Annotated in this window: 21 protein-coding genes, 3 tRNA genes and 1 rRNA gene; 8 read left to right on the plus strand and 17 right to left on the minus strand. The window is 57.0% G+C overall.

Annotation, left to right across the window (positions count from 1 at the left end; genetic code table 11):
• Window positions 1-46: 46 nt before the first annotated feature.
• Together ACSEXW_RS17755 and ACSEXW_RS17760 are read left to right on the plus strand one after the other, a co-directional pair.
• On the plus strand, window positions 47-1,051 hold the full coding sequence (locus ACSEXW_RS17755) for an HD-GYP domain-containing protein (protein WP_438447507.1): 1,005 nt from the start codon (window positions 47-49) through the stop codon (window positions 1,049-1,051).
• A 109-nt stretch (window positions 1,052-1,160) separates the two neighbouring features.
• On the plus strand, window positions 1,161-1,316 hold the full coding sequence (locus ACSEXW_RS17760; protein WP_438447508.1) for a hypothetical protein: 156 nt from the start codon (window positions 1,161-1,163) through the stop codon (window positions 1,314-1,316).
• Between the two features lie 87 nt (window positions 1,317-1,403).
• Here the strand turns inward: ACSEXW_RS17760 and prmC are convergent, their stop codons facing one another.
• The 3 genes from prmC to ychF are packed head-to-tail and all read right to left on the minus strand — an operon-like array spanning window position 1,404 to window position 4,542.
• The gene (gene prmC / locus ACSEXW_RS17765; RefSeq protein ID WP_438447509.1) at window positions 1,404-2,318 is read right to left on the minus strand and encodes a peptide chain release factor N(5)-glutamine methyltransferase; all 915 of its coding nucleotides are present in this window, start codon (window positions 2,316-2,318) and stop codon (window positions 1,404-1,406) included.
• Window positions 2,318-3,391 carry a peptide chain release factor 1 gene (prfA, locus tag ACSEXW_RS17770; RefSeq protein WP_438447510.1) on the minus strand — a complete coding sequence of 358 codons (1,074 nt, stop codon included), beginning with the start codon at window positions 3,389-3,391 and terminating at the stop codon, window positions 2,318-2,320. Before prfA ends, prmC begins: the two co-directional genes overlap by 1 nt.
• A gap of 50 nt (window positions 3,392-3,441) precedes the next feature.
• Window positions 3,442-4,542: a redox-regulated ATPase YchF gene (gene ychF / locus ACSEXW_RS17775; RefSeq protein WP_438447511.1), complete on the minus strand. Its 1,101-nt coding sequence runs from the start codon at window positions 4,540-4,542 to the stop codon at window positions 3,442-3,444.
• Window positions 4,543-4,704: 162 nt separating this feature from the next.
• On the opposite strand from ychF, the gene ACSEXW_RS17780 reads away from it, so the two are divergent.
• From ACSEXW_RS17780 to tadA, 3 genes are all read left to right on the plus strand, one after another.
• Window positions 4,705-5,514, plus strand: coding sequence for a DUF6492 family protein (locus ACSEXW_RS17780; protein WP_438447512.1), 810 nt, complete (start codon window positions 4,705-4,707; stop codon window positions 5,512-5,514).
• A gap of 75 nt (window positions 5,515-5,589) precedes the next feature.
• Complete coding sequence (locus tag ACSEXW_RS17785; RefSeq protein ID WP_438447513.1) at window positions 5,590-6,921, plus strand: sugar phosphate nucleotidyltransferase; 1,332 nt, start codon at window positions 5,590-5,592, stop codon at window positions 6,919-6,921.
• Window positions 6,922-7,157: 236 nt separating this feature from the next.
• Window positions 7,158-7,694: a tRNA adenosine(34) deaminase TadA gene (gene tadA, locus ACSEXW_RS17790; protein ID WP_438447514.1), complete on the plus strand. Its 537-nt coding sequence runs from the start codon at window positions 7,158-7,160 to the stop codon at window positions 7,692-7,694.
• On the opposite strand, the gene ACSEXW_RS17795 is transcribed toward tadA, so the two are convergent.
• From ACSEXW_RS17795 to ACSEXW_RS17805, 3 genes are read right to left on the minus strand one after another with little or no spacing between them, the layout of a single operon-like run.
• Window positions 7,614-8,321 (minus strand): ABC-2 transporter permease, encoded by a 708-nt coding sequence (locus tag ACSEXW_RS17795; RefSeq protein WP_438447515.1) that lies wholly within the window; start codon window positions 8,319-8,321, stop codon window positions 7,614-7,616. The genes tadA and ACSEXW_RS17795 overlap by 81 nt on opposite strands.
• Window positions 8,309-9,202 (minus strand): ABC transporter ATP-binding protein, encoded by an 894-nt coding sequence (locus ACSEXW_RS17800; protein WP_438447516.1) that lies wholly within the window; start codon window positions 9,200-9,202, stop codon window positions 8,309-8,311. Before ACSEXW_RS17800 ends, ACSEXW_RS17795 begins: the two co-directional genes overlap by 13 nt.
• A 15-nt stretch (window positions 9,203-9,217) precedes the next feature.
• Entirely contained in the window at window positions 9,218-9,592 is a 375-nt protein-coding gene (locus ACSEXW_RS17805; protein ID WP_438447517.1) for a GntR family transcriptional regulator, read from the minus strand.
• Between the two features lie 131 nt (window positions 9,593-9,723).
• Here ACSEXW_RS17805 and ACSEXW_RS17810 point away from each other — a divergent pair.
• From ACSEXW_RS17810 to ACSEXW_RS17820, 3 genes are all read left to right on the plus strand, one after another.
• Window positions 9,724-9,800: transfer RNA gene (locus ACSEXW_RS17810), tRNA-Arg, on the plus strand.
• A gap of 102 nt (window positions 9,801-9,902) precedes the next feature.
• A tRNA-Pro gene (locus ACSEXW_RS17815) sits at window positions 9,903-9,979 on the plus strand.
• 119 nt (window positions 9,980-10,098) lie between these two features.
• On the plus strand, window positions 10,099-11,127 hold the full coding sequence (locus tag ACSEXW_RS17820; RefSeq protein WP_438447518.1) for a polysaccharide deacetylase family protein: 1,029 nt from the start codon (window positions 10,099-10,101) through the stop codon (window positions 11,125-11,127).
• Between the two features lie 292 nt (window positions 11,128-11,419).
• Here the strand turns inward: ACSEXW_RS17820 and ACSEXW_RS17825 are convergent, their stop codons facing one another.
• From ACSEXW_RS17825 to rrf, 11 genes are all read right to left on the minus strand, one after another.
• Window positions 11,420-11,569, minus strand: a complete 150-nt coding sequence (locus tag ACSEXW_RS17825; protein ID WP_438447519.1) for a small acid-soluble spore protein P — start codon at window positions 11,567-11,569, stop codon at window positions 11,420-11,422.
• A 16-nt stretch (window positions 11,570-11,585) separates the two neighbouring features.
• Window positions 11,586-11,741: a hypothetical protein gene (locus ACSEXW_RS17830; RefSeq protein ID WP_438447520.1), complete on the minus strand. Its 156-nt coding sequence runs from the start codon at window positions 11,739-11,741 to the stop codon at window positions 11,586-11,588.
• A 14-nt stretch (window positions 11,742-11,755) separates the two neighbouring features.
• Window positions 11,756-12,103, minus strand: a complete 348-nt coding sequence (locus ACSEXW_RS17835; RefSeq protein ID WP_438447521.1) for a hypothetical protein — start codon at window positions 12,101-12,103, stop codon at window positions 11,756-11,758.
• Between the two features lie 141 nt (window positions 12,104-12,244).
• Window positions 12,245-12,334, minus strand: a tRNA-Ser gene (locus ACSEXW_RS17840).
• Window positions 12,335-12,430: 96 nt separating this feature from the next.
• Window positions 12,431-13,711 (minus strand): serine--tRNA ligase, encoded by a 1,281-nt coding sequence (serS, locus tag ACSEXW_RS17845; RefSeq protein ID WP_438447522.1) that lies wholly within the window; start codon window positions 13,709-13,711, stop codon window positions 12,431-12,433.
• Window positions 13,712-13,745: 34 nt separating this feature from the next.
• Entirely contained in the window at window positions 13,746-14,318 is a 573-nt protein-coding gene (gene pdxT, locus ACSEXW_RS17850) for a pyridoxal 5'-phosphate synthase glutaminase subunit PdxT (RefSeq protein WP_438447523.1), read from the minus strand.
• 22 nt (window positions 14,319-14,340) lie between these two features.
• The gene (gene pdxS / locus ACSEXW_RS17855; RefSeq protein ID WP_438447524.1) at window positions 14,341-15,222 is read right to left on the minus strand and encodes a pyridoxal 5'-phosphate synthase lyase subunit PdxS; all 882 of its coding nucleotides are present in this window, start codon (window positions 15,220-15,222) and stop codon (window positions 14,341-14,343) included.
• Between the two features lie 150 nt (window positions 15,223-15,372).
• Entirely contained in the window at window positions 15,373-16,635 is a 1,263-nt protein-coding gene (locus ACSEXW_RS17860; protein WP_438447525.1) for a D-alanyl-D-alanine carboxypeptidase family protein, read from the minus strand.
• Window positions 16,636-16,781: 146 nt separating this feature from the next.
• A complete protein-coding gene (guaB, locus tag ACSEXW_RS17865; RefSeq protein ID WP_438447526.1) occupies window positions 16,782-18,239 on the minus strand; it encodes an IMP dehydrogenase in 1,458 nt (485 codons plus the stop codon).
• 95 nt (window positions 18,240-18,334) lie between these two features.
• Entirely contained in the window at window positions 18,335-19,288 is a 954-nt protein-coding gene (locus ACSEXW_RS17870; RefSeq protein ID WP_438447527.1) for a putative glycoside hydrolase, read from the minus strand.
• Between the two features lie 398 nt (window positions 19,289-19,686).
• Window positions 19,687-19,782 (minus strand): 5S ribosomal RNA (rrf, locus tag ACSEXW_RS17875); the annotation flags it as partial.

Below are 19,782 nucleotides of genomic sequence, written 5' to 3' on the forward strand. Positions count from 1 at the left end.
ATAGCTATAATAGCGATGAGTTATGTCTTTTGGCAGGAGGGATACGATGGATGAATGTTTGGGTATGAGGCTCAGGGATGATGTGATTACAGGCAACGGACTGGTCTTGATTCCGGCGGGCACGATCTTGGCCGAGACCCATCTCCGGCTCCTTCTGCACCACCGGATCCCGTTCGACGAGCTGCGCTTCGGCTCCATAGAGACTGAGCACGACACCGCGTTCGAGCTGGTCCGGGAGGCCACCCAGTATGCCAAGGATCTGTTCCATCGGATCCGCATCAACCGCAAGATCCCTCTGCTCGAGATCAAGCACGAGCTGATCCCCATGGTCCGTGAAGCCGCCGAGATTCCCAATCTGTTCAAGCTGGTGGAGGCGGTCAAGGCCAAGGATGAATATACACACCGCCACACGATCGGCGTCAGCGTCCTGGCCGCCATGCTGGGCCATTGGCTCGGACTGGAGGAGAGCGAGATTACCCTGCTTACGATGGGGGCGACCCTCCACGACGTTGGCAAGATCCGAATCTCCGACGAAATTCTGCTGAAGCCAGGGAAGCTGACTGACGAGGAATTTACAGAGATGAGGCGCCATACCGTCTACGGCTACGAGCTTCTGAAGGAAGCGGCGGGCTTGAACCCGAGGGTCGCTTTCGTCGCGCTGCAGCATCACGAACGGGGAGACGGCACCGGCTACCCGCTGCGGCTGCGTACCTCCCAGATCGATCCGTTAAGCCGGATCGTCGCCGTGGTGGATATTTTCCATGCCATGTCCTCCAAGCGGCCTTACCATGAGGCGCTTCCCTTCTATGAGGTGGTCAACCGGATGCGCCAGGGCTATTTCGGAGAGATGGACCCTTATGCCGTTTCCGTCTTCCTGAAGAATATGGTCCACAGCATGCTGGGCAAGCAGGTCATCCTGACGGACGGACGGTTCGCCGAAGTCATCTACATCAACCCTCATGATGATACCAACCCGCTTGTGAAGGTTCAGAATGAATTCATCGACCTGAGCCGGGAGAGAGAAATCCGGATCCGCGAGGTCATCGCCTGATCGCGGGACACCATCATCTCATGCTTCCCCAACGCCCCTTCAGCCGAATATTTCATCAGGCCGAGCCGCATGCTAACAGCATATCTCGCATGAAGGGAGCACGTGTACCATGGAGAACCGAGAGCTGCGCGACTTGAAGACCACTGCCAACGGCGCCACCGATCTGCAGGAGAACCGCCATCCGAATAAGAAGGTGACGATCGAAGCGCCGGAGTCCTCGAACCCGAGCCCTGTCGATCCCCGCACCGCCTATAACAACAAGTAAGGCCCATATGCCAGCCCCCCCCAAAAAAAGCTCCCTTCTGCCCGGCGCAAGCCGAAGGCAAGAAGAGAGCTTTTTTGGGCTTTCGTTCTAGGAAATGGATGAGGCCTCTGCCAATACATGGCGGTCAATGCCAGATAGATCGCGGATAATGTCCACGGTTCCGAAGGCGCCGGTGGCCTTCAGCATGCCGGCTACATCGCCGGCCTGCCCCATGCCGACCTCGAAGCCCACCAGACGGGGCAGCTGCGGAAGCTGGCGAAGCTCCGAGACCAGCCGCCGGTAGAAGATCAGCCCGTCCTGGCCGCCGTCCAGCGCCAGATGGGGCTCATAATCCCGCACTTCGCGCTGGAGTCCCTCCAGGTCCTCCGTGGGAATGTAGGGCGGGTTGGAGACCAGGATGTCCACCTTCACACCCGATTCGATCAGCGGCTGAAGCAGATCCCCTTCGTAGAACCGGATCCGGTCCTCCGGCAGTCCGTTCTTCGCCGCATTCCCCCGGGCGATCTCCAGAGCCGCCGGCGAGATATCCACCGCCGCCACCTGCCAGCCGGGACACTTGGCCGCCACGGTCACGGGGATCGCCCCGCTGCCCGTGCCGATATCGGCCAGGAGCGGTCCCGCTTCTGCGGGGCCGGCTGAGGCGGCCGGCCACAATCTTTTGCCCCGGGCCAGGATCTCCTGCACCAGAATCTCCGTTTCCGGACGGGGGATCAGCACCGCAGGCCCCACCCGGAAGGTGAGCCCATAGAAGCCCTCCTCCCCGATGACGTACTGGACAGGCTCTCCCGCCGCGCGGCGACCCAGAAGCTTCTGCCACTGCAGCTCCAGGTCGGCGGGGAACGGGTCCTGCCAGTTGGAGAGGAGCTTGGTGCGGGACCAGCCCAACAGGTGCATCAGCAGCAGCTCCCCGTTCAGGGACGCCTCATCCACCCCATGCCGGTTCAAAAAAGAGGAAGCCTCCACAAAGGCTTCCCGTATCGTCTTGGTGCTGATATCGTCCATTAAGCGGACTCCCCTTTATCGAGCAGATCCGTCTGGCTGGCAATGGTCAGTGCGGAGATGATCTCGTCCAGATCCCCGTTCAGCACGGTATCCAACCGGTGCAGCGTCAAGCCGATCCGGTGGTCCGTCACCCGGCTCTGCGGGAAGTTGTAGGTCCGGATCCGCTCGCTGCGGTCCCCGGTGCCCACCTTGCTCTTCCGCTCGGCCCCCATCTTCTCCATCTCTTCCTGCAGGAACTTGTCATAGATCCGTGCACGGAGTACCTGCAGCGCCATCTCCTTGTTGGAGTTCTGCGATTTGCCGTCCTGGCAGGTCGCCACGATGCCGGTAGGCACGTGGGTGACCCGGACTGCCGATTTGGTCGTGTTGACGGACTGGCCGCCCGCACCGCTGGAGCAGAACGTATCCACCCGGATGTCGCTCTCCTTGATCTCCACCTCAATCTCCTCAGCCTCCGGCAGCACCGCTACCGTCGCCGTGGAGGTATGGATCCGTCCGCCGGACTCCGTCGCCGGAATCCGTTGAACCCGGTGGGCGCCGCTCTCGTACTTCAGCTTACTGTACGCCCCCTTGCCGGAGATCATGAAGATGACCTCCTTGAAGCCGCCCAGATCGTTCAGGCTGGCCTCCAGAATGTCGGTCTTCCAGCCCTGCACATCCGCGTACTTGGTGTACATCCGGTACAGATCGGCCGCGAACAAGGCCGCTTCGTCGCCGCCGGCCGCGCCGCGGATCTCCACGATGACGTTCTTGTTATCGTTGGGGTCCTTGGGAAGCATGAGCACCTTCAGCACTTCCTCCAGCTCTTCCTTGCGGGCGGACAGCTCCTCGATCTCCATCTTCACCATCTCGCGCATCTCGTCGTCCAGCTTCTCATTCTGCATCGCTTTGGCATCGTCCAGTCCTGCGGCCACCGTCTTGTACTCGTTGTACGTCTCATAGGTTTCCTGCAGATCGGACTGTTCCTTCGAATATTCCCGGAGCCGCTTGGGGTCTCCCGAGATATCCGGGTCGCACAAGAGCTCGCTCAGCTTCTCGTAGCGGTCCACCAGTGCTTGAAGTTTATCCAGCACTTCATCCACCTCCTTGTCATTCACATGCTATAGGGTTATCGGTTCATTCCTTATACGTTAAAGCGGAAGTGCATGACGTCTCCGTCCGCCACCACATATTCCTTGCCCTCGAGACGGAGCTGGCCCTTCTCCTTGGCCGCGTTCATGGAGCCGGAGGTGGTCAGGTCCTCGTAGGACACCACTTCCGCCCGGATGAAGCCGCGCTCGAAGTCGGAGTGGATGACGCCCGCCGCTTGGGGGGCCTTGGTGCCCTTGCGGATGGTCCATGCCCGGACCTCCTGAACACCGGCGGTGAAGTACGTATACAGGCCGAGCAGCTTGTAAGCCGCACGGATCAGTCGGTCGAGACCCGACTCGTTCAAGCCCAGCTCCTCCAGGAACATCTCCCGGTCCTCGCCCTCCAGCTCGGCGATCTCGGATTCCACCTTGGCGCTGATCGGTACCACCTCGGCACCTTCCTGGGCCGCGTATTCGCGGACCTTCTGCACGAACGGATTGCCGTCGGCATTGGCCGCTTCCGCTTCGCTGACGTTGGCCGCATACAGAATCGGCTTCATGGTGATGAGATGCAGGTCGCGGAGCGCCAGCTTCTCCTCTTCATTCAGCTCAACACTGCGGGCCGGCTGATCGTTGTAGAGGGCTTCCTTGATACGCTCCAGCGTCTCTACCTCGAAGGCGACCTTCTTGTCGCCGCCCTTCAGGTTTTTGCGGGAACGCTCCAGCCGCTTCTCTACGGTCTCCACATCGGCCAAGATCAGCTCCAGGTTGATGGTCTCGATGTCGCTGATCGGATCCACCTTGCCGGAGACGTGGGTGATGTTCTCGTCCTGGAAGCAGCGGACCACGTGCACGATGGCGTCCACCTCGCGGATGTGAGCCAGGAATTTGTTGCCCAAGCCCTCGCCCTTGCTGGCGCCCTTGACCAATCCCGCAATATCCACGAATTCGAACGCCGTCGGCACGATCCGGTTCGGGTTCACAATGTCCGCCAGCTTCTGCAGACGCTCGTCCGGCACCTCCACGACGCCTACGTTGGGATCGATGGTGCAGAACGGATAGTTGGCCGATTCGGCCCCCGCTTGGGTGATTGCATTGAACAGCGTCGATTTGCCGACGTTCGGCAGCCCGACGATTCCCGCTTTTAACGCCATTTATCTACAACTCCTTAAGTTCAACTCTTGACAACTAAATTATTATACCGAATTTGCTCTGAAATTCATAGTTCCTGTTATTTTCCTAACCGCCGATGCCCTTCCCATTCAAAGCGCACTTACATAGCATGGTACTACATTATGAATATCGGAGATGATGAGATGCCCTCTGTCCAGGCAAACGGTAGACCGGTCCCCATCGATGTCCTGATCCCGGCCATAGAGAAGGATCTGCCGAACCTCCCCCATGTCATTGACTCCTTAAGAAAGATGGTCCGGCCCGCCGTCGGCCGGATCTATATCGTGTCCCCCCGCAGTGCCAGGCTGGAGGAGCTCTGCCGCCGCAAGGGCTGCACCTTCGTGAACGAGAACACGGTGCTTCCCATTACGAAGAAGGACATCCGCTACCGCTCGGCCAGATGGGACCGCTCCGGCTGGATGCTCCAGCAGCTCTTGAAGCTGGGCGGGGATACCGTTGTGAAGTCGCGGCACTTCTTGGTGGCCGATGCCGATACGGTGATGATCCGTCCTCATGTGTTCCGGGCGGAGGGGCGCACGGTCGTGTATTCGCGGAATTGGAGCCAGCCCGAGTATTTCCGCGCTTACCGGAAGCTCTTGGGCGAGCAGGTCTCTGCGCCGCGCTCCTTCGTCGCTCATTATATGCTGTTCGACAAGCGGTGGCTGAAGCGGCTGAAGGCCCACCTGGAGGCCCGCCACGGCATCCCCTGGTACCAAGCCATTCTGAAGGGGATCCGCACCTCCAGTATGTTCGCCTTCTCCGAATTTGAGACCTACGGGAATTTCGTGTATAACCGCGCCCCCTCCCGTATTCGCTTCAAGAAGACGCTGAACCGGCACCTCCATGGGACGAACATCGGCCATCTGTCCGCCTCCAAGCTGACCCGGCTGGCCCAAAGCTACCGGTCCCTGTCCTTCCATAAGCGCGACGAGTACTATCGCAAGTCCCGGTAGGACCGTTTTCCCTGAAGTTCGGCCATCATGCCTGCTCCATCCATTCTCTAGACTTCCATATAAGGAGGCTTTCCCTTGAAGGTTCTGATCCTGTCCGGAGGCTCCGGCAAGCGGCTTTGGCCTCTCTCCAACGAGATCCGTTCCAAAGCGTTCCTGCAGCTTCTGCCATCGGAGGTGGGGGGCATGGAATCCATGCTGCAGCGGATCTGCCGCCAGCTCCGGAGTGCCGGGCTGCTGTCGTCTGCCCTGATCGTCGCTCACCACAGCCAGCGGGAGCTGGTGAACCGCCAAACCGGCGGCCGGGTCCCCGTCCTATGCGAGCCGCTCAAGCGGGGCACCTTTCACGCCGCTCTGCTGGCAGCCGCTTACCTTCACTCTCGTCAACAGGCCGATCCCCGCGAACCGGTCGTCATCCTTCCCGTCGATCTGTTTGCCGAGCAGCACTTTATGGACCGGCTGAAGCAGCTTCCCCGGATTCTTCGCCAATCCGGCGCGGAGCTGGCTCTAATAGGTGTACAGCCCTCCCACCCGTCCACCCAATTCGGTTATATCGTCCCCCGGACGGATCGTCCGGATGAGCAGCCCTACCTTCCCGTAGCCCGGTTCCAGGAGAAGCCGGACGAGGAGACGGCCCGGTCTCTCTTGAAGCAGGGGGCCCTGTGGAATTGCGGCGTATTCGGGCTCCGGCTCCGGCTGCTTCTGCAGGAGCTGGAACGCTCGGGGCTCCCGGCCGATGACGGGGAGCTGGCAGAGCGTTATCCGGATCTTCCGGTAGCCAGCCTGGATCATCGGATCGCGGAGAAATCGAGGAGTGCCGCCGTTCTTCCCTATCAAGGAGCGTGGAGCGATATGGGGAGCTGGGAGGTATTGTGCGGCCAACTGCAGACGCCGGTAACCGGCTCCGGCTCGGTAACCGGCCATTCGGAGCACACCCACCTGGTCAACGAGCTTCCGGTTCCCATTCATGTGGTCGATGTCCCCAACGTCATTGTTGCCGCCTCCGCCGATGGGGTGCTCGTCGCCACCAAGGCCAGCAGCCATAAGGTGAAGGAGCTGCTTCCCGAGGAAGGCGCCACTCCCTTGTACGAGGAGAAGGAATGGGGGAGCAGCCTGGTGCTTGAGCCCGCCTCTCCGCAGAGGGCCGCCACGACCCGGGTCGTGGCCCTGCCGGGGGCTCCGCTCTGCCGCCGCCACGTGACCCATGACGAGATCTGGGTCATCCAGCTCGGCTCCGGCGAGCTCCGGCTCGGAGAGAGTCTCCACCTGCTGAAGCCGGGCACCGTGCTGCGCTTTCCCGCAGGCAGCCATCCGGAGATCCGTCCGGAGACCCGGTTAGTGTGGCTGGAGATTCGGCCCGCATGCGAGAACACACTTGAGAACCTGGAGCAGAGCGATTCCTCCCGCTAATGACGTAGACCCCGGTCAGCCAGACGGCTGCCGGGGTCTATTGGGCATTCTCGCATCATCGTATTCGGGACTGTGGATTGTAATCCCCGCTGTGGACCGATACAATAACATGTGGAAAACCATATCACTTATTCACAGATATCCACAGGTTTATCCACAGCCTGTTAACAAGCGAAAATGTGTTCGATATTGGGAGAACATTCTTCCCCTTCGGATTACAACAAAGGAGTGCCTTCATGGACCATCAGATCTGGATGCAAGAAGCCATAGCCGAAGCCCGGAAGGCGGAGGCCATCGGTGAAGTTCCCATCGGCTGCGTCATTGTCCGGGACGGTGAAATCGTCGGCCGCGGCCACAATCTGCGGGAGACTGCCCACGATCCCACCGCCCACGCCGAGATGATCGCGATCAAAGAGGCGAGCACCCGGCTGGGCGCCTGGCGGCTCTTGGGCTGTACCCTGTACGTCACGCTGGAGCCTTGCCCGATGTGCGCTGGGGCTATCGTAAACTCCAGGATCCCTGCCGTCGTATACGGAGCGCCGGACCCGAAGGCCGGGTGTGCCGGTACGCTCATGAATCTCCTTCAGGAAGAACGCTTCAACCACCGGGTGGAGCTGGTGCCTGATATCCTGCGGGAAGAATGCGGTCTGCTCCTGACGAATTTCTTCCGCAAGCTTCGGGGCAAGCCTCCGTTAGAACAGCTCCCTGCGCCGGAAGTACCGGATCGACAGCTGCATGGATGCTGCATAGATCAAGAGAGCCAAGAGGAATAGAGCCAAGATGCCGATATAAGGACTCCAGCCGGAGAACGTGTCGCCGAGTCGTTCGAGGTCTGCGATCCAAGCAGGCGGCTCTCCTTCCGGTATCAGCCGGTTCCCCAGCTTGGTGATGATCGTGCCGAATGTGGCTCCCAACATGAACATTCCGATGAATACGAACCGGTTGATGGTCTGAGCTCGGACCGCCCCCAGCTTGAAGGACAGGGGGAGGAAGACGGAGACGAGAACCGTACATACCAGCGTAAATACCGCCAGGATCAGAAGGTTCAGCACCCGCTCCTCCGGATCCCGGAAGCTGTACGCCCCGGCCAAGACTCCCGCCGTCAGGAACACGGCCAGGGAGAGCAGGGCCACGATTCCGATGCTGGCATACTTGGCTCGGACGAGCGTCGCTCTAGGCAGAGGCATGGATACCAGGAGGCGAAGCGAATGATTCCGGTCATCCTCGGCCATAGAACGGTTCATGAAGCTGTAGACAATCATGAAGGCCGGGATCATGGCGGCCATCATGTTTCTCTGATCCATCGCATCCAAGTAGAAGAAGAACAAGGCCCCGATACCCACGTAGAGATAAGCGGTCCGCTTTTGCAGCAGGAAGTCCTTCCAGATTAATGGGAGCATACCTTATCCTCCTCTCTTGCGAGCCTGACCAGCAGCTCATCCACCGTCAGCCGCTCCGACTTGTACTCCCCGTCGTGGAACCTGCTGCGCCATTCTTTGGCGAAGGCTTGGGGGTCCTTCGCGATACCGCTGAAGCCGAATTCATTCCGCTTCACTCCGAACAGCCCCTCCACGAGCCCCGTCTCGTCGTATCGGCGGTCCGCACGGATGATCCTCCAGCTGTCCAAGAGGGAATGCTTATCCGTACTGACGACAATCCGGCCGTCATGGATGACCGTAATGTAATCCGCTACCTTCTCGATATCCGAGGAGATGTGGGAGCTGAAGAAGATGGAGCAGCTCTCGTTCTGGATGATCTCGAGGAACACCTCCAGCAGCTCGTTTCTCACCACCGGGTCAAGACCGGAGGTCGGTTCATCCAGAATCAGCAGCTCCGGGTGATGGGCCATGGCCAAGGCCAACGACAGCTTAACCTTCATCCCCCGAGACAGCTCCTTGATCTTCTTCCGGGGATCCACCTGGAACCGGGCCAGCAGCTTCCTGTACAGGGCCGAGTCCCAATTCCGGTAGAAGCGGCCGACGAACCGTCCCGTCCACTCCACCGTCATATCCTCGTAGAAATAAGAGTCCTCGCTTACGTACCCGATCCTCTCCTTCAGAAGCTCCCGCTTCGCCTCCGGGCCTTGACCGAACAGCTCTACCGTGCCCTCCTCGAACGGAATCAGATCCATCATGCACTTGATCGTCGTACTCTTCCCGGAGCCATTCTGGCCCACGAAGCCCATAATATAGCCCTTGGGAATCTCCAAGTTGACCCGGTCCAGCCGGAACGCGCCGTACCGCTTCGTCAATCCCTTCACCCGGAGAATCATCTCTTCCATTTTCCCCGCCTCCCGTCATTCTACATCCATGATCAGTCTGAAATTCCGAAGAATCTCCTCATCGCTCATCCCCAGCTCCCGGCAACCCGCAATGCCTTGCTCCCAGTGCTGCTGAATCGCCTTCAGCTTCATCTCCCGGACGAATTCTGCGCCGGCCTCCGCCACGCAGGAGCCGACCCCTTGCTTGGTGACGATATACCCTTCCGTCTCCAGATCCTCATAAGCCTTCTTCACCGTAATAACACTGATCTCCAGCTCCTTGGCCATAGCCCGGATGGAAGGCAGCATCTCTCCCGCACGCAAGGTGCCTTGAACGACCTGCTCGATAATCTGCTTCTTAATCTGCTCGTACAGCGGCGCTGGGTCACTGTTCGATAAGGTAATGTACAAGCTGGCACCCCGCTTCCAAAAGCCTAACTGTATATATTGTTATATGCACAGTATATTATTTTATATACACAGCTGTCAACAGGATTCCGGTTGATTCCTCGATCTGCCCCGTGTTATAATGTTGTTCGCGCGTTCCCGTAGCTCAGCAGGATAGAGCGACAGTTTCCTAAACTGCAGGTCGGAGGTTCGAATCCTCTCGGGAACGCCAGATCTTTCTCTCCTAAATTAGGATTTGACATGGTCCTGATTTTTGTTATAATAGTCTTTGTCGCTGTCTAAGGCGGCCCATAATTGAATGCTTGGTTATTGTCGAGACGTGGCTCAGCTTGGTAGAGCGCTTGCTTCGGGAGCAAGAGGTCGCAGGTTCGAATCCTGTCGTCTCGACCATTATTTAATCGAATGTGTAAGCGTTTTCATACTGAAGCGGTCATGATGTTAGCCATGATGCATAAAGTGAACTAGAGCACTTTGGGACTTCTCATTATCTTCATAGGAGCATGGTCGAGATGAAAGCATGGTATCCTTTGGCTGCTGCGGCGCTTCTGCTGGTGACCTTCGGCTGCGGCCAGAAACCCTCGTCGAGTATTGCAACCGTTACCCAATATGCCAATGCCGAGTTGAGCCAGACCTCCATGATGGACGGCTCTTCGCCGCCGCCACCGTCTGCATCGCCCTCCCCCCCGGCAGCAGCTTCCCCTTCTCCGACACCGACACCCATGCCCAGCTTGCCCGCCAAATCGATCCATTACCGGGATAAGGTCATAGTCTTGATGTACCACCACTTGGCTGAAGTGGAAGCGAATGAAGAGGTCACCATTACTCCGGCCAAATTCGAGAGCCACCTGAAGGTGCTGAAGGATCGTAAGTACCAGGTGATCTCCATCGAGGATTATGTAAGGTTTGTGAAGGAGAACCAGCCGGTGCCTCCCAATGCGGTGGTCATCACCTTCGATGACGGGTACGAATCCTATTACCGGTACGGTTACCCTTTACTGAAGAAATACGGCTTCACGGCAACCAATTTTCTTGTGACCAGCTATATGGATTCGAACAATCCGTCGCTGCCCTTCATGACCTGGAAGCAGGTGAAGGAGATGCATGATGCGGGGTTCAGCTTCTATTCCCACAGCCATAACTCCCACGGCAAGGTGCGAGGAGCCGACAATCAGTTGGTGGCTCCCTTGGCCAACCGGATCTGGCTGGACGGCAAGCAGCGGATGGAGAATGAATCCGAATACCGCAAGCGCATCCGGGACGATCTCTCCACTGCCAATCAGCTGCTCTCCGACCATCTGGGCAATGACATGAACATTCTCTGTTTCCCGCTCGGCTTCTACAATAAGACGATTATGGAGATCGGCAACGAGATCGGCATCGACTTCTTCTTCACGACCCGCGACGGCATCAACTCGCGTAATGACAAGGAAATCGTCCGGATCCATGCCGGAACCCGTTATATTACATCCGAGAAGCTCGCGGCCAAGCTGGCCAAGTATAACGATGCAGCGCCTGCTGGCGGCACCACCCGCAAATAAATACGCCCCAAAATCAAAGGACCCTGTTGCCAGGGTCCTTCTTGACGGTGAATTGATGTTTTCCACTCCTATAGATCCTTACTAGTCTGTTACCTGAACTCCTTGGGGTATAACCCTATCGAGTCTTTGGCACATCCCTCCGGTTTCTATATGAGGTCGACAACACCTCTTAGATCATGCGTTTGTTTCGTTGTAGCGTTCAACGGAACCAACACCTCTCTGTTTCACCGTCGATATTAGAATGTCCCATCTGGGGTTTTATATGCATCGGTACCGCAACTTTTTTTGAAGCTTAGCTGCCTTCCCCATGGTTATTGCGGGAGTGGTTCTTATTCTTGACCTTCTTGCCGCCGGACAAGGGCTCCGGAGGCCCTCCTGCTTCGTCACGCTGGTTCTCCTGGCCTGTCGGAGGGTTCACGACATTATAGGGCTGTTTGGTCATCCTCCATGCCTCCTCGTCAATGATCCGTTATGTTATGGTTCAAGGCATCCTTATGACGGCGGTCGTTGGTATCTTGCTGAAGCTGCTGTGCGTTGTGGGCATTGACCGGAGTCGTCTCCAGATCCTTCGCCACATTTTGCAGGTTCTTATCCGCGGCCTTCTGCTTCGTCATCGTCATAGCCTCCCTTAGGCGTGAGTCAGCTCATGGAGAGCTTGCGCGCATTCATGAATATTGCGGACATAATCTCCCGTCAGCTCTTGAATCATCGGTCCCCGCTCATCCACCGTCTGACCCGCCTTCTCCACGTCCACCAGCTCGACCTTTACCTCTCGGGAATCCACATACGTACACTTGAAGTCAAAGGTGTACATGCTGTGTCCGGCTGTGGCCACGTGAATGCGCACCGCACTCGGATCGGCTTCGTCCGCTTGGACCGTAACGGCATCGGTAGAATTCATGGTAGTCGGCAGGACGCGCTTCCACGCGGCTACCAGCTTATTTTGCTCGACGTTCAGTTGATCGTTTGTGCTCATGGTTTTGACACCTCCCCTATGCTATAACGTGCGGAAGGGAGAGCCTCTTTATCCGCTGGGGAAGCAGCCAAATGTTCCCCGTGGAACAACAAAAAAACCATGATCGCTCATGGTTTGGGTTCTGTGTTCTATAAGGTAATATGGCGGAGAGGGTGGGATTCGAACCCACGGTAGGCTCGCACCTACGACGGTTTTCAAGACCGCTGCCATAAACCACTCGACCACCTCTCCGTATGGATGTCGCCATCCATGAGAAACCGCTTAAAGTCGTGGCAACAAGCATTGTACCACAGCCCTTGAAGCGGCGGCAAGCGTCATTTCTTGGACTTACTTCGGGGCAATGACCGTCTTCTGGTTCATGTACGGACGCAGCACTTCCGGAATCTCGATCGTACCGTCCGCACGCTGATAATTCTCCAGAATGGCGGCCACTGTCCGGCCCAGAGCCAATCCGGACCCGTTCAGGGTGTGCACGTATTCCGGCTTCGCCTTGGGGTCGCGGCGGAAGCGGATGTTGGCCCGGCGCGCTTGGAAATCCTCGAAGTTGCTGCACGAGGAGATCTCGCGGTAGCAGCCTGCGGAGGGGATCCATACCTCCAAGTCGTAGGTCTTGGCCGAAGAGAAGCCCATATCTCCGCTGCAGAGCGCCATAACGCGGTAAGGCAGCTTCAGCAGCTGCAGCACCTTCTCGGCGTTCTGAGTCAGCTTCTCGAGCTCGTCGTAAGACGACTCAGGGGTGGTGAGCTTCACCAGCTCCACCTTATTGAATTGGTGCTGGCGGATCAAGCCGCGGGTATCCCGTCCCGCTGCACCCGCTTCAGAACGGAAGCAAGCGCTGAATGCGACGAAATACTTCGGGAGCTCCTCCAAGATCAGGATCTCATCCCGATGGTAGTTCGTTACCGGGACCTCCGCCGTCGGGATCATGAAGTAGTCCGTACCCTCCAGCTTGAACACGTCCTCCGCGAACTTCGGCAGCTGGCCGGTACCGGTCATGCTGTCCCGGTTGACGATATAAGGCGGCAGCATCTCTTCATAACCGTGCTCTTCAGCGTGAAGGTCCATCATGAAGTTGATGAGGGCACGCTCCAGACGGGCACCCAGTCCCTTATAAAAGACGAAACGGGACCCCGTCACTTTGCCGGCCCGTTCAAAATCCAATATATCCAGGTTCTGCGCCAGCTCCCAATGCGGCTTCGCCTCGAAACCGAAGGCAGCGGGCTCTCCCCATGTGCGAACCTCGATGTTGTCTTCCTCGGAACGGCCTACCGGGACGCTGGCATGGGGCACGTTCGGGATGGACAGCAGAACCTGTTCCAGCTCCGCCTCCGCCACACGCACCTCTTCGTCCAGCACCTTGATCCGGTCTCCGACATCCCGCATCTCGAGGATCAACGGTTCGGCGTCCTCGCCGGCCCGCTTCTTGACGGCTACCTCCTGAGAGACCGTGTTCCGCCGGTTCTTCAGCTGCTCCACTTCTTGGAGAAGCTCCCGGCGTTTTGTATCCAAGTCCGCGAAGCGGTTCACATCATCGAGCGGCTTGCCCCGGTTCTGCATCGCTTGGCGGACCCGGTCCGGCTCATTACGCAACAATTTGGCATCTAACAACTGTAACGCCTCCCGCAAGGGAAAGAATAAGGTACTATCTGTATTGCCTTACCATATCCAAAAAATACGAATGGAACCCATAATCATCCGTCAGCTCCGGATGGAAGGATGCCGCAAGGAGATGCTCTTGGCGCGCCGCTACGATCTGATCCTGATAGACCGACAGCACGTCCACATTCCCGCCTACCGATTCGATCAGAGGCGCTCGGATGAAGACAGCACGGACCGTATTCTCCATCCCCTTCACCGCGAGATCGGTCTCGAAGCTCTCCCGCTGGCGTCCGAAGGCATTCCGGGCTACGCGGATATCCATGAGCCCCAGGTGGGCTTCCTCTTGACCAGACAGCTCCTTGGCTACCAAAATCATCCCGGCGCAGGTGCCGAATACCGGCTTCCTTCGCGCGGAGAATTCCCGGATCGCTTCGATGAATCCGTAGGTTCTCATCAGCTTGCCGATGGTCGTGCTCTCCCCGCCGGGGATGATGAGCCCGTCCAGCTCCTCAAGCTGTTCCGTCCGCTTAATGACAACGCCCTCGGCACCGGCAAGGCCGAGCATACGAATATGCTCGGCTACGGCGCCCTGAAGAGCTAGAACTCCGATTTTCATGTCCGTTCCTTCTTTCTAAGCCTTACCAGCCGCGCTCTTGCATGCGCTGCGTTGCATCCAGCTTGGAAATCTCGATTCCCTTCATCGGAGTGCCCAGGTTCTTGGACAGCTCGGCCAGAAGCGCATAATCGGTATAGTGGGTAGTCGCTTGGACGATGGCCTTCGCGAACTTCTCCGGGTTATCCGACTTGAAGATGCCGGAGCCTACGAAGACGCCGTCTGCGCCCAGATGCATCATCAGGGCTGCGTCAGCCGGAGTGGCTACGCCGCCTGCCGCGAAGTTCACCACCGGCAGCTTGCCGGTCTCATGCACTTGGAGCAGCAGCTCGTATGGGGCGCCCAGGTTTTTGGCTTCAGCCATCAGCTCGTCCTTGGACATGGCTTGCACCTTGCGCATCTGAGCATTGATCATCCGCATGTGGCGGACCGCTTCCACGATATTGCCGGTTCCCGGCTCGCCCTTGGTACGGATCATGGACGCGCCTTCGCCGATCCGGCGGAGCGCCTCGCCCAGGTCACGTGCACCGCATACGAACGGTACGGTGAACTGACGCTTGTCGATATGGTAGACCTCATCGGCCGGGGTCAGCACTTCGCTTTCGTCGATATAATCGCAGCCCAGCGCTTCCAGAATCTTCGCTTCGACAAAATGTCCGATCCGGGCCTTCGCCATAACCGGAATGGTCACGGCATTGACGACCTGCTCGAATACGGTCGGGTCGGCCATACGGGCTACCCCGCCGGCAGCGCGGATATCAGCGGGTACCCGCTCCAGAGCCATAACGGCGGAAGCGCCAGCCGCCTCGGCGATTTTGGCTTGCTCGGCGTTCATGACGTCCATGATGACGCCGCCCTTTTGCATTTCAGCCATACCTCTTTTTACACGGGATGTACCTGTTTCCATCGTTTATTGACCCTCCTAAACATAATGCCCGGACACTCCAGCAGCGTCTTAATATCGGGTTGTTCACCAAAAGTTTCTAAACATTGATTTTACAGCAACACCATGCATTATACAACCCGGACCGGGTGTATCGTACAAGTTTTTGAACCCTTAGAACAAATTCACGAAGAAGTTTCGGATCGACCGGGTGAACAGCTTGAACCAGCCCGCTTTTTTCACATCTTCCTTGGCGACCAGGTTCACCTCGTACTTCTGCTCGTTATAGGTTACCGTCAGTTTCCCCAGAACGTCCCCCTTACTGACAGGGGCCACCAGCTTCGCCGCTTCTGCAGGCTGAGCCGTTTTCACGATCTGATCGTCCTTGGTTCCCTTCTTCACCAAGATGGACAGAGCCTTCTCCGTCACCACCGGAACGTTGGTATGGACGGCTTTTTTGACCTCAACGGTCTTCATGGCATCCAGTTCAGCGTCCGCTTGAACGACTTGCTTCAGCTCGAACGTATTGAAGCCGTAATCGAGAAGCTTACGGGTTTCCATGAAGCGCTTGGGCTCCGTCTTGGCGCCCATGATTACGCTGATGAGACGCATGCCGTTGCGCTCCGCCGTACCGGTGAAGCAGTATTTCGCCTCGTCGGTGTGGCCGGTTTTCAAGCCGTCCAGACCCTCGTAGTAATAGGGTTTGTAATTGACGTTATTCTTATTGCCCTCGAGCATCCAATTCCAGTTGATCATAGGCGTCTTGTCGGTTTCACGGAGCTTCTTAGAGGTGATCTTGGTGAACTCCAGCACTTCCTTATGATCCTTCAGAATGTTATAAGCTATAATGGCGGCATCCTTGGCGGTCATCAGGGTTTCGCCCTGGATGTTCTTAGGGGCATATTTGCCCATATCGGAACGGTTCAGACCGGTGGCGTTGATGAAGTGCGCATCCTTGGACAGCCCCATCTTCTTGGCCGTCTCGTTAATTTTATTGGCGAATTCTTCTTCCGAGCCCGCAATGAACTCCGCCAGAGCAATGCTGGCGTCATTCCCGGAATAGATGGACATGGCTTCGAACATGCTTTTTACGGAGAGCTTCTCATTCTGGGCAAGGAGCTGTCCAGAACCCGGGATGAAGGCTGCATACTCACTGGTAGGCACCATATCCTCCCATTTGATCTTCCCGCTCTTGATAGCCTCGAGTACTAGGTACTCGGTCATCATCTTGGCCATACTGGCCGGCGGAAGAGCAACGTCTGCGTTATTCTCGTACAGAATCTGTCCCGTTGCCGCATCCATCAATATAGCGGAGGAGACCTCCAGCTTCAGATCGGGAGCAGCCTCGGCCGCATACGCTCGATTCGGTTCATGGACGATGGCAAGCTGCAAGGAAACGATGAGGGCGACCACGGCGACGAAGATTCTTTTTTTCATTGCAACAACGTTCTTCACTACCCACACTCCCAGTAAAAAGGTTATTTTCCTATTGTATCATAAACAAGCCTTATATCGAAGCGCATCCTTCCCGCAAAAAAAGAAGCAGGACAAGCCCGGAGGCCCATCCTGCTCAAGCACCGCTCTTACAGCGAGTAATTGGGTGCTTCCTTCGTAATCTGCACGTCATGCGGATGCGATTCGCGCAATCCAGCACCGGTAATCCGCACGAACTGGGTGTCGTTGCGAAGCTCTTCCAGATTGGCCGTGCCGCAATATCCCATTCCTGCACGAAGACCGCCGATCAGCTGATGGATCGTATCCGCCAGAGGTCCCTTGTAGGCGACCCGTCCTTCAATGCCTTCCGGTACCAGCTTGCTCTCGTTCTCCTGGAAATAGCGGTCCTTGCTGCCTTCCTTCATCGCTCCAATGGAGCCCATACCCCGGTATACCTTGAACCGGCGGCCCTGGTAGATCTCGGACTCGCCCGGACTTTCTTCGGTGCCTGCGAATAAGCTGCCAATCATAATGGCAGAGGCACCGGCCGCAACGGCCTTCGTCAGATCACCGGAGTACTTGATACCCCCATCAGCGATGACTGGAACATTATATGGACGAGCTGCGGTAGCACAATCATAGATGGCGGTCACCTGCGGGACGCCGATACCGGCAATGACACGCGTCGTGCAGATGGAGCCCGGTCCGATGCCGACTTTGACGATGGACGCTCCGGCTTCGATCAAGTCACGGGTCGCTTCGCCCGTCGCCACATTGCCCGCCACGATCGTAAGGTCCGGATAAGCGTTACGGATGCTGCGTACAGCTTCGATAATATTGCGGTGATGTCCGTGAGCCGAGTCCACGACCAGCAGGTCGATGCCGGCCTGTACAAGCGCCGCGACGCGTTCCATGGTATCCTTGGAGATCCCGACGGCGGCACCGCACACCAGACGGCCCTGGGCGTCCTTGGCGGCATGCGGGAACTGAATGGCTTTCTCGATATCTTTAATCGTAATAAGGCCCTTAAGCGTATTGTCCTGGTCCACAAGTGGCAGCTTCTCGATCTTATGCTTCTGCAGAATGCCTTCGGCTTGCTGAAGCGTTGTGCCGACCGGTGCGGTGACCAGGTTGTCGCGGGTCATGACTTCCTTGATCTTGATGGAATAGTCATGCACGAAACGAAGATCCCGGTTGGTCAGAATCCCGACCAGCTTCTGGTTGTCGTCGACGATGGGAACGCCGGAGATCCGGAATTTGCTCATCAGCTCTTCCGCGTCGTACACATGATGCTCCGGGGTCAAGGAGAAGGGGTTGGTGATTACGCCGCTTTCCGAACGCTTTACCCGATCCACTTCCTCCGCCTGCTGAGCGACGGACATGTTTTTGTGGATGACGCCGATTCCGCCTTCACGCGCAATGGCAATGGCTAGTTTCGATTCCGTCACAGTGTCCATTCCCGCGCTGATAAGCGGAATATTCAGCTTCAGCTTCGGTCCCAGACGGGTCGATACGTCCACTTCTCTCGGCAATACATCCGATCTGCGAGGCAGGAGCAATACATCGTCGAACGTCAGACCTTCCTTAACAAACTTCGTTTCCCACACGAACAATAGCCTCCCTTTACTTCAATCCACTTCCGGATATTTTTGCTATTGTATCAAAAGGGTAATTTTCATGTCAACCCACGTGCAGTAAAGCGTTACTTGAAGCTATACTGACCGGATGGATTCCACAGAAGGAATTCATCAATACCCTGATCCAGCCCCGCCTGGATCTGCTCCTGGACCTGCTTATTCCCGTAAGTCTGGTGCGGTTTCACCCATTTTGCCGTAAAATCCTGCAGCCACGGCCGGATCCGTGCCGTCTTATGGCTTGCGGCCGTCTTCTTGCTGGCTTCGGCTGCATCAGACAGAGCCTTTGCTACCACATCATAGGGCTTCAAATCAGGGTTCGTAATATTATACATCCCCTTGGAATAATGCGAAGGATAGATCATGGGGCAGATGACGTCGACTACGGGAGCAATGGCCTCCCATTTCTGGCCGATGCCCATATCATCCTTTGAGGAAGTCGTAAGCCCGAATACATCGGCGGATAGGACGACATTCGGAAGCTGATCTCTTGCCCGTGTTAGAAAATCAACGATCGCCTCCGATTTATTCGATCCCTCCGGATTCCGATATTGGACCTGCTCATCCACTTTCTTCGCATTATCGGGAAAGCGCACATAATCAAATTGAATCTCGTCAAAACCCAACGCCGCGGCTTCTTTGGCAATTGCAATGTTATAGTTCCATACCTGATCGTCGTACGGATCGACCCATGAGACCCCTTTTCCGTCCCTCCAGATTCCCCCACCTTTTTTCTGCATGGCATAGGAAGTCTTCTTGGAAGCCAGGAACGGATCCTTAAATATGACCACGCGTCCGATGGTATAGATGCCCTTGGCCTTCAATTGCTTCACCTTCTCCGCCATGTCCGGCACAATCTCTTTCCCATCAGCTTGAATCTCGTTCACCAGCGGAACGTTTGACGGGTAGGTGACCTGCCCGGAATCGTTCTTCACATCCAATACCATTGCGTTCAGGTCGGTTTCTTCAACCAGCTTCACAAGCTTATCGTACTTCGCGCCGCTCATGTTCCAAGCGCTCACGTAAATTCCCTTCACCTTTACCTCGCTCTTTTTCGGAGCTTCGGCAGCCGGACTTTCTGCTGCAGCAGGCGCGGGTGTAGGAGTCGTCGCAATGGGGCTAACCGAGTTCGCCTCATCGTCAATAGAATAAGGGGCAGCTCCCCCCTGATTGCGGTTCTGCCCGCATCCGCTAAGTGCAATACTACAGGCTATTATTCCGGCCATAGGGCCTATCAGCACTCGGTTCATTCTAGTCCCTCCCCCTGTTTTGGGGATAGTATCCCACACAGGGGAGAAGGGTATAGCTTGTGAGTCATGGGAGCTAACCCAATATTCGCAGCGGGAAATTCTACGATGCTGCAGGAACGTTCAATCAAAACAAAGAAGCCTCTAAGCAATATGCTTAGAGGCTTCTCAGTGCTTGGCGACGTCCTACTCTCCCAGGACCCTGCGGTCCAAGTACCATCGGCGCTGGAGGGCTTAACGGTCGTGTTCGAGATGGGAACGCGTGGTTC

Source organism: Oryzibacillus soli, from assembly GCF_051594765.1.
GTDB lineage: Bacteria > Bacillota > Bacilli > Paenibacillales > NBRC-103111 > Paenibacillus_AR.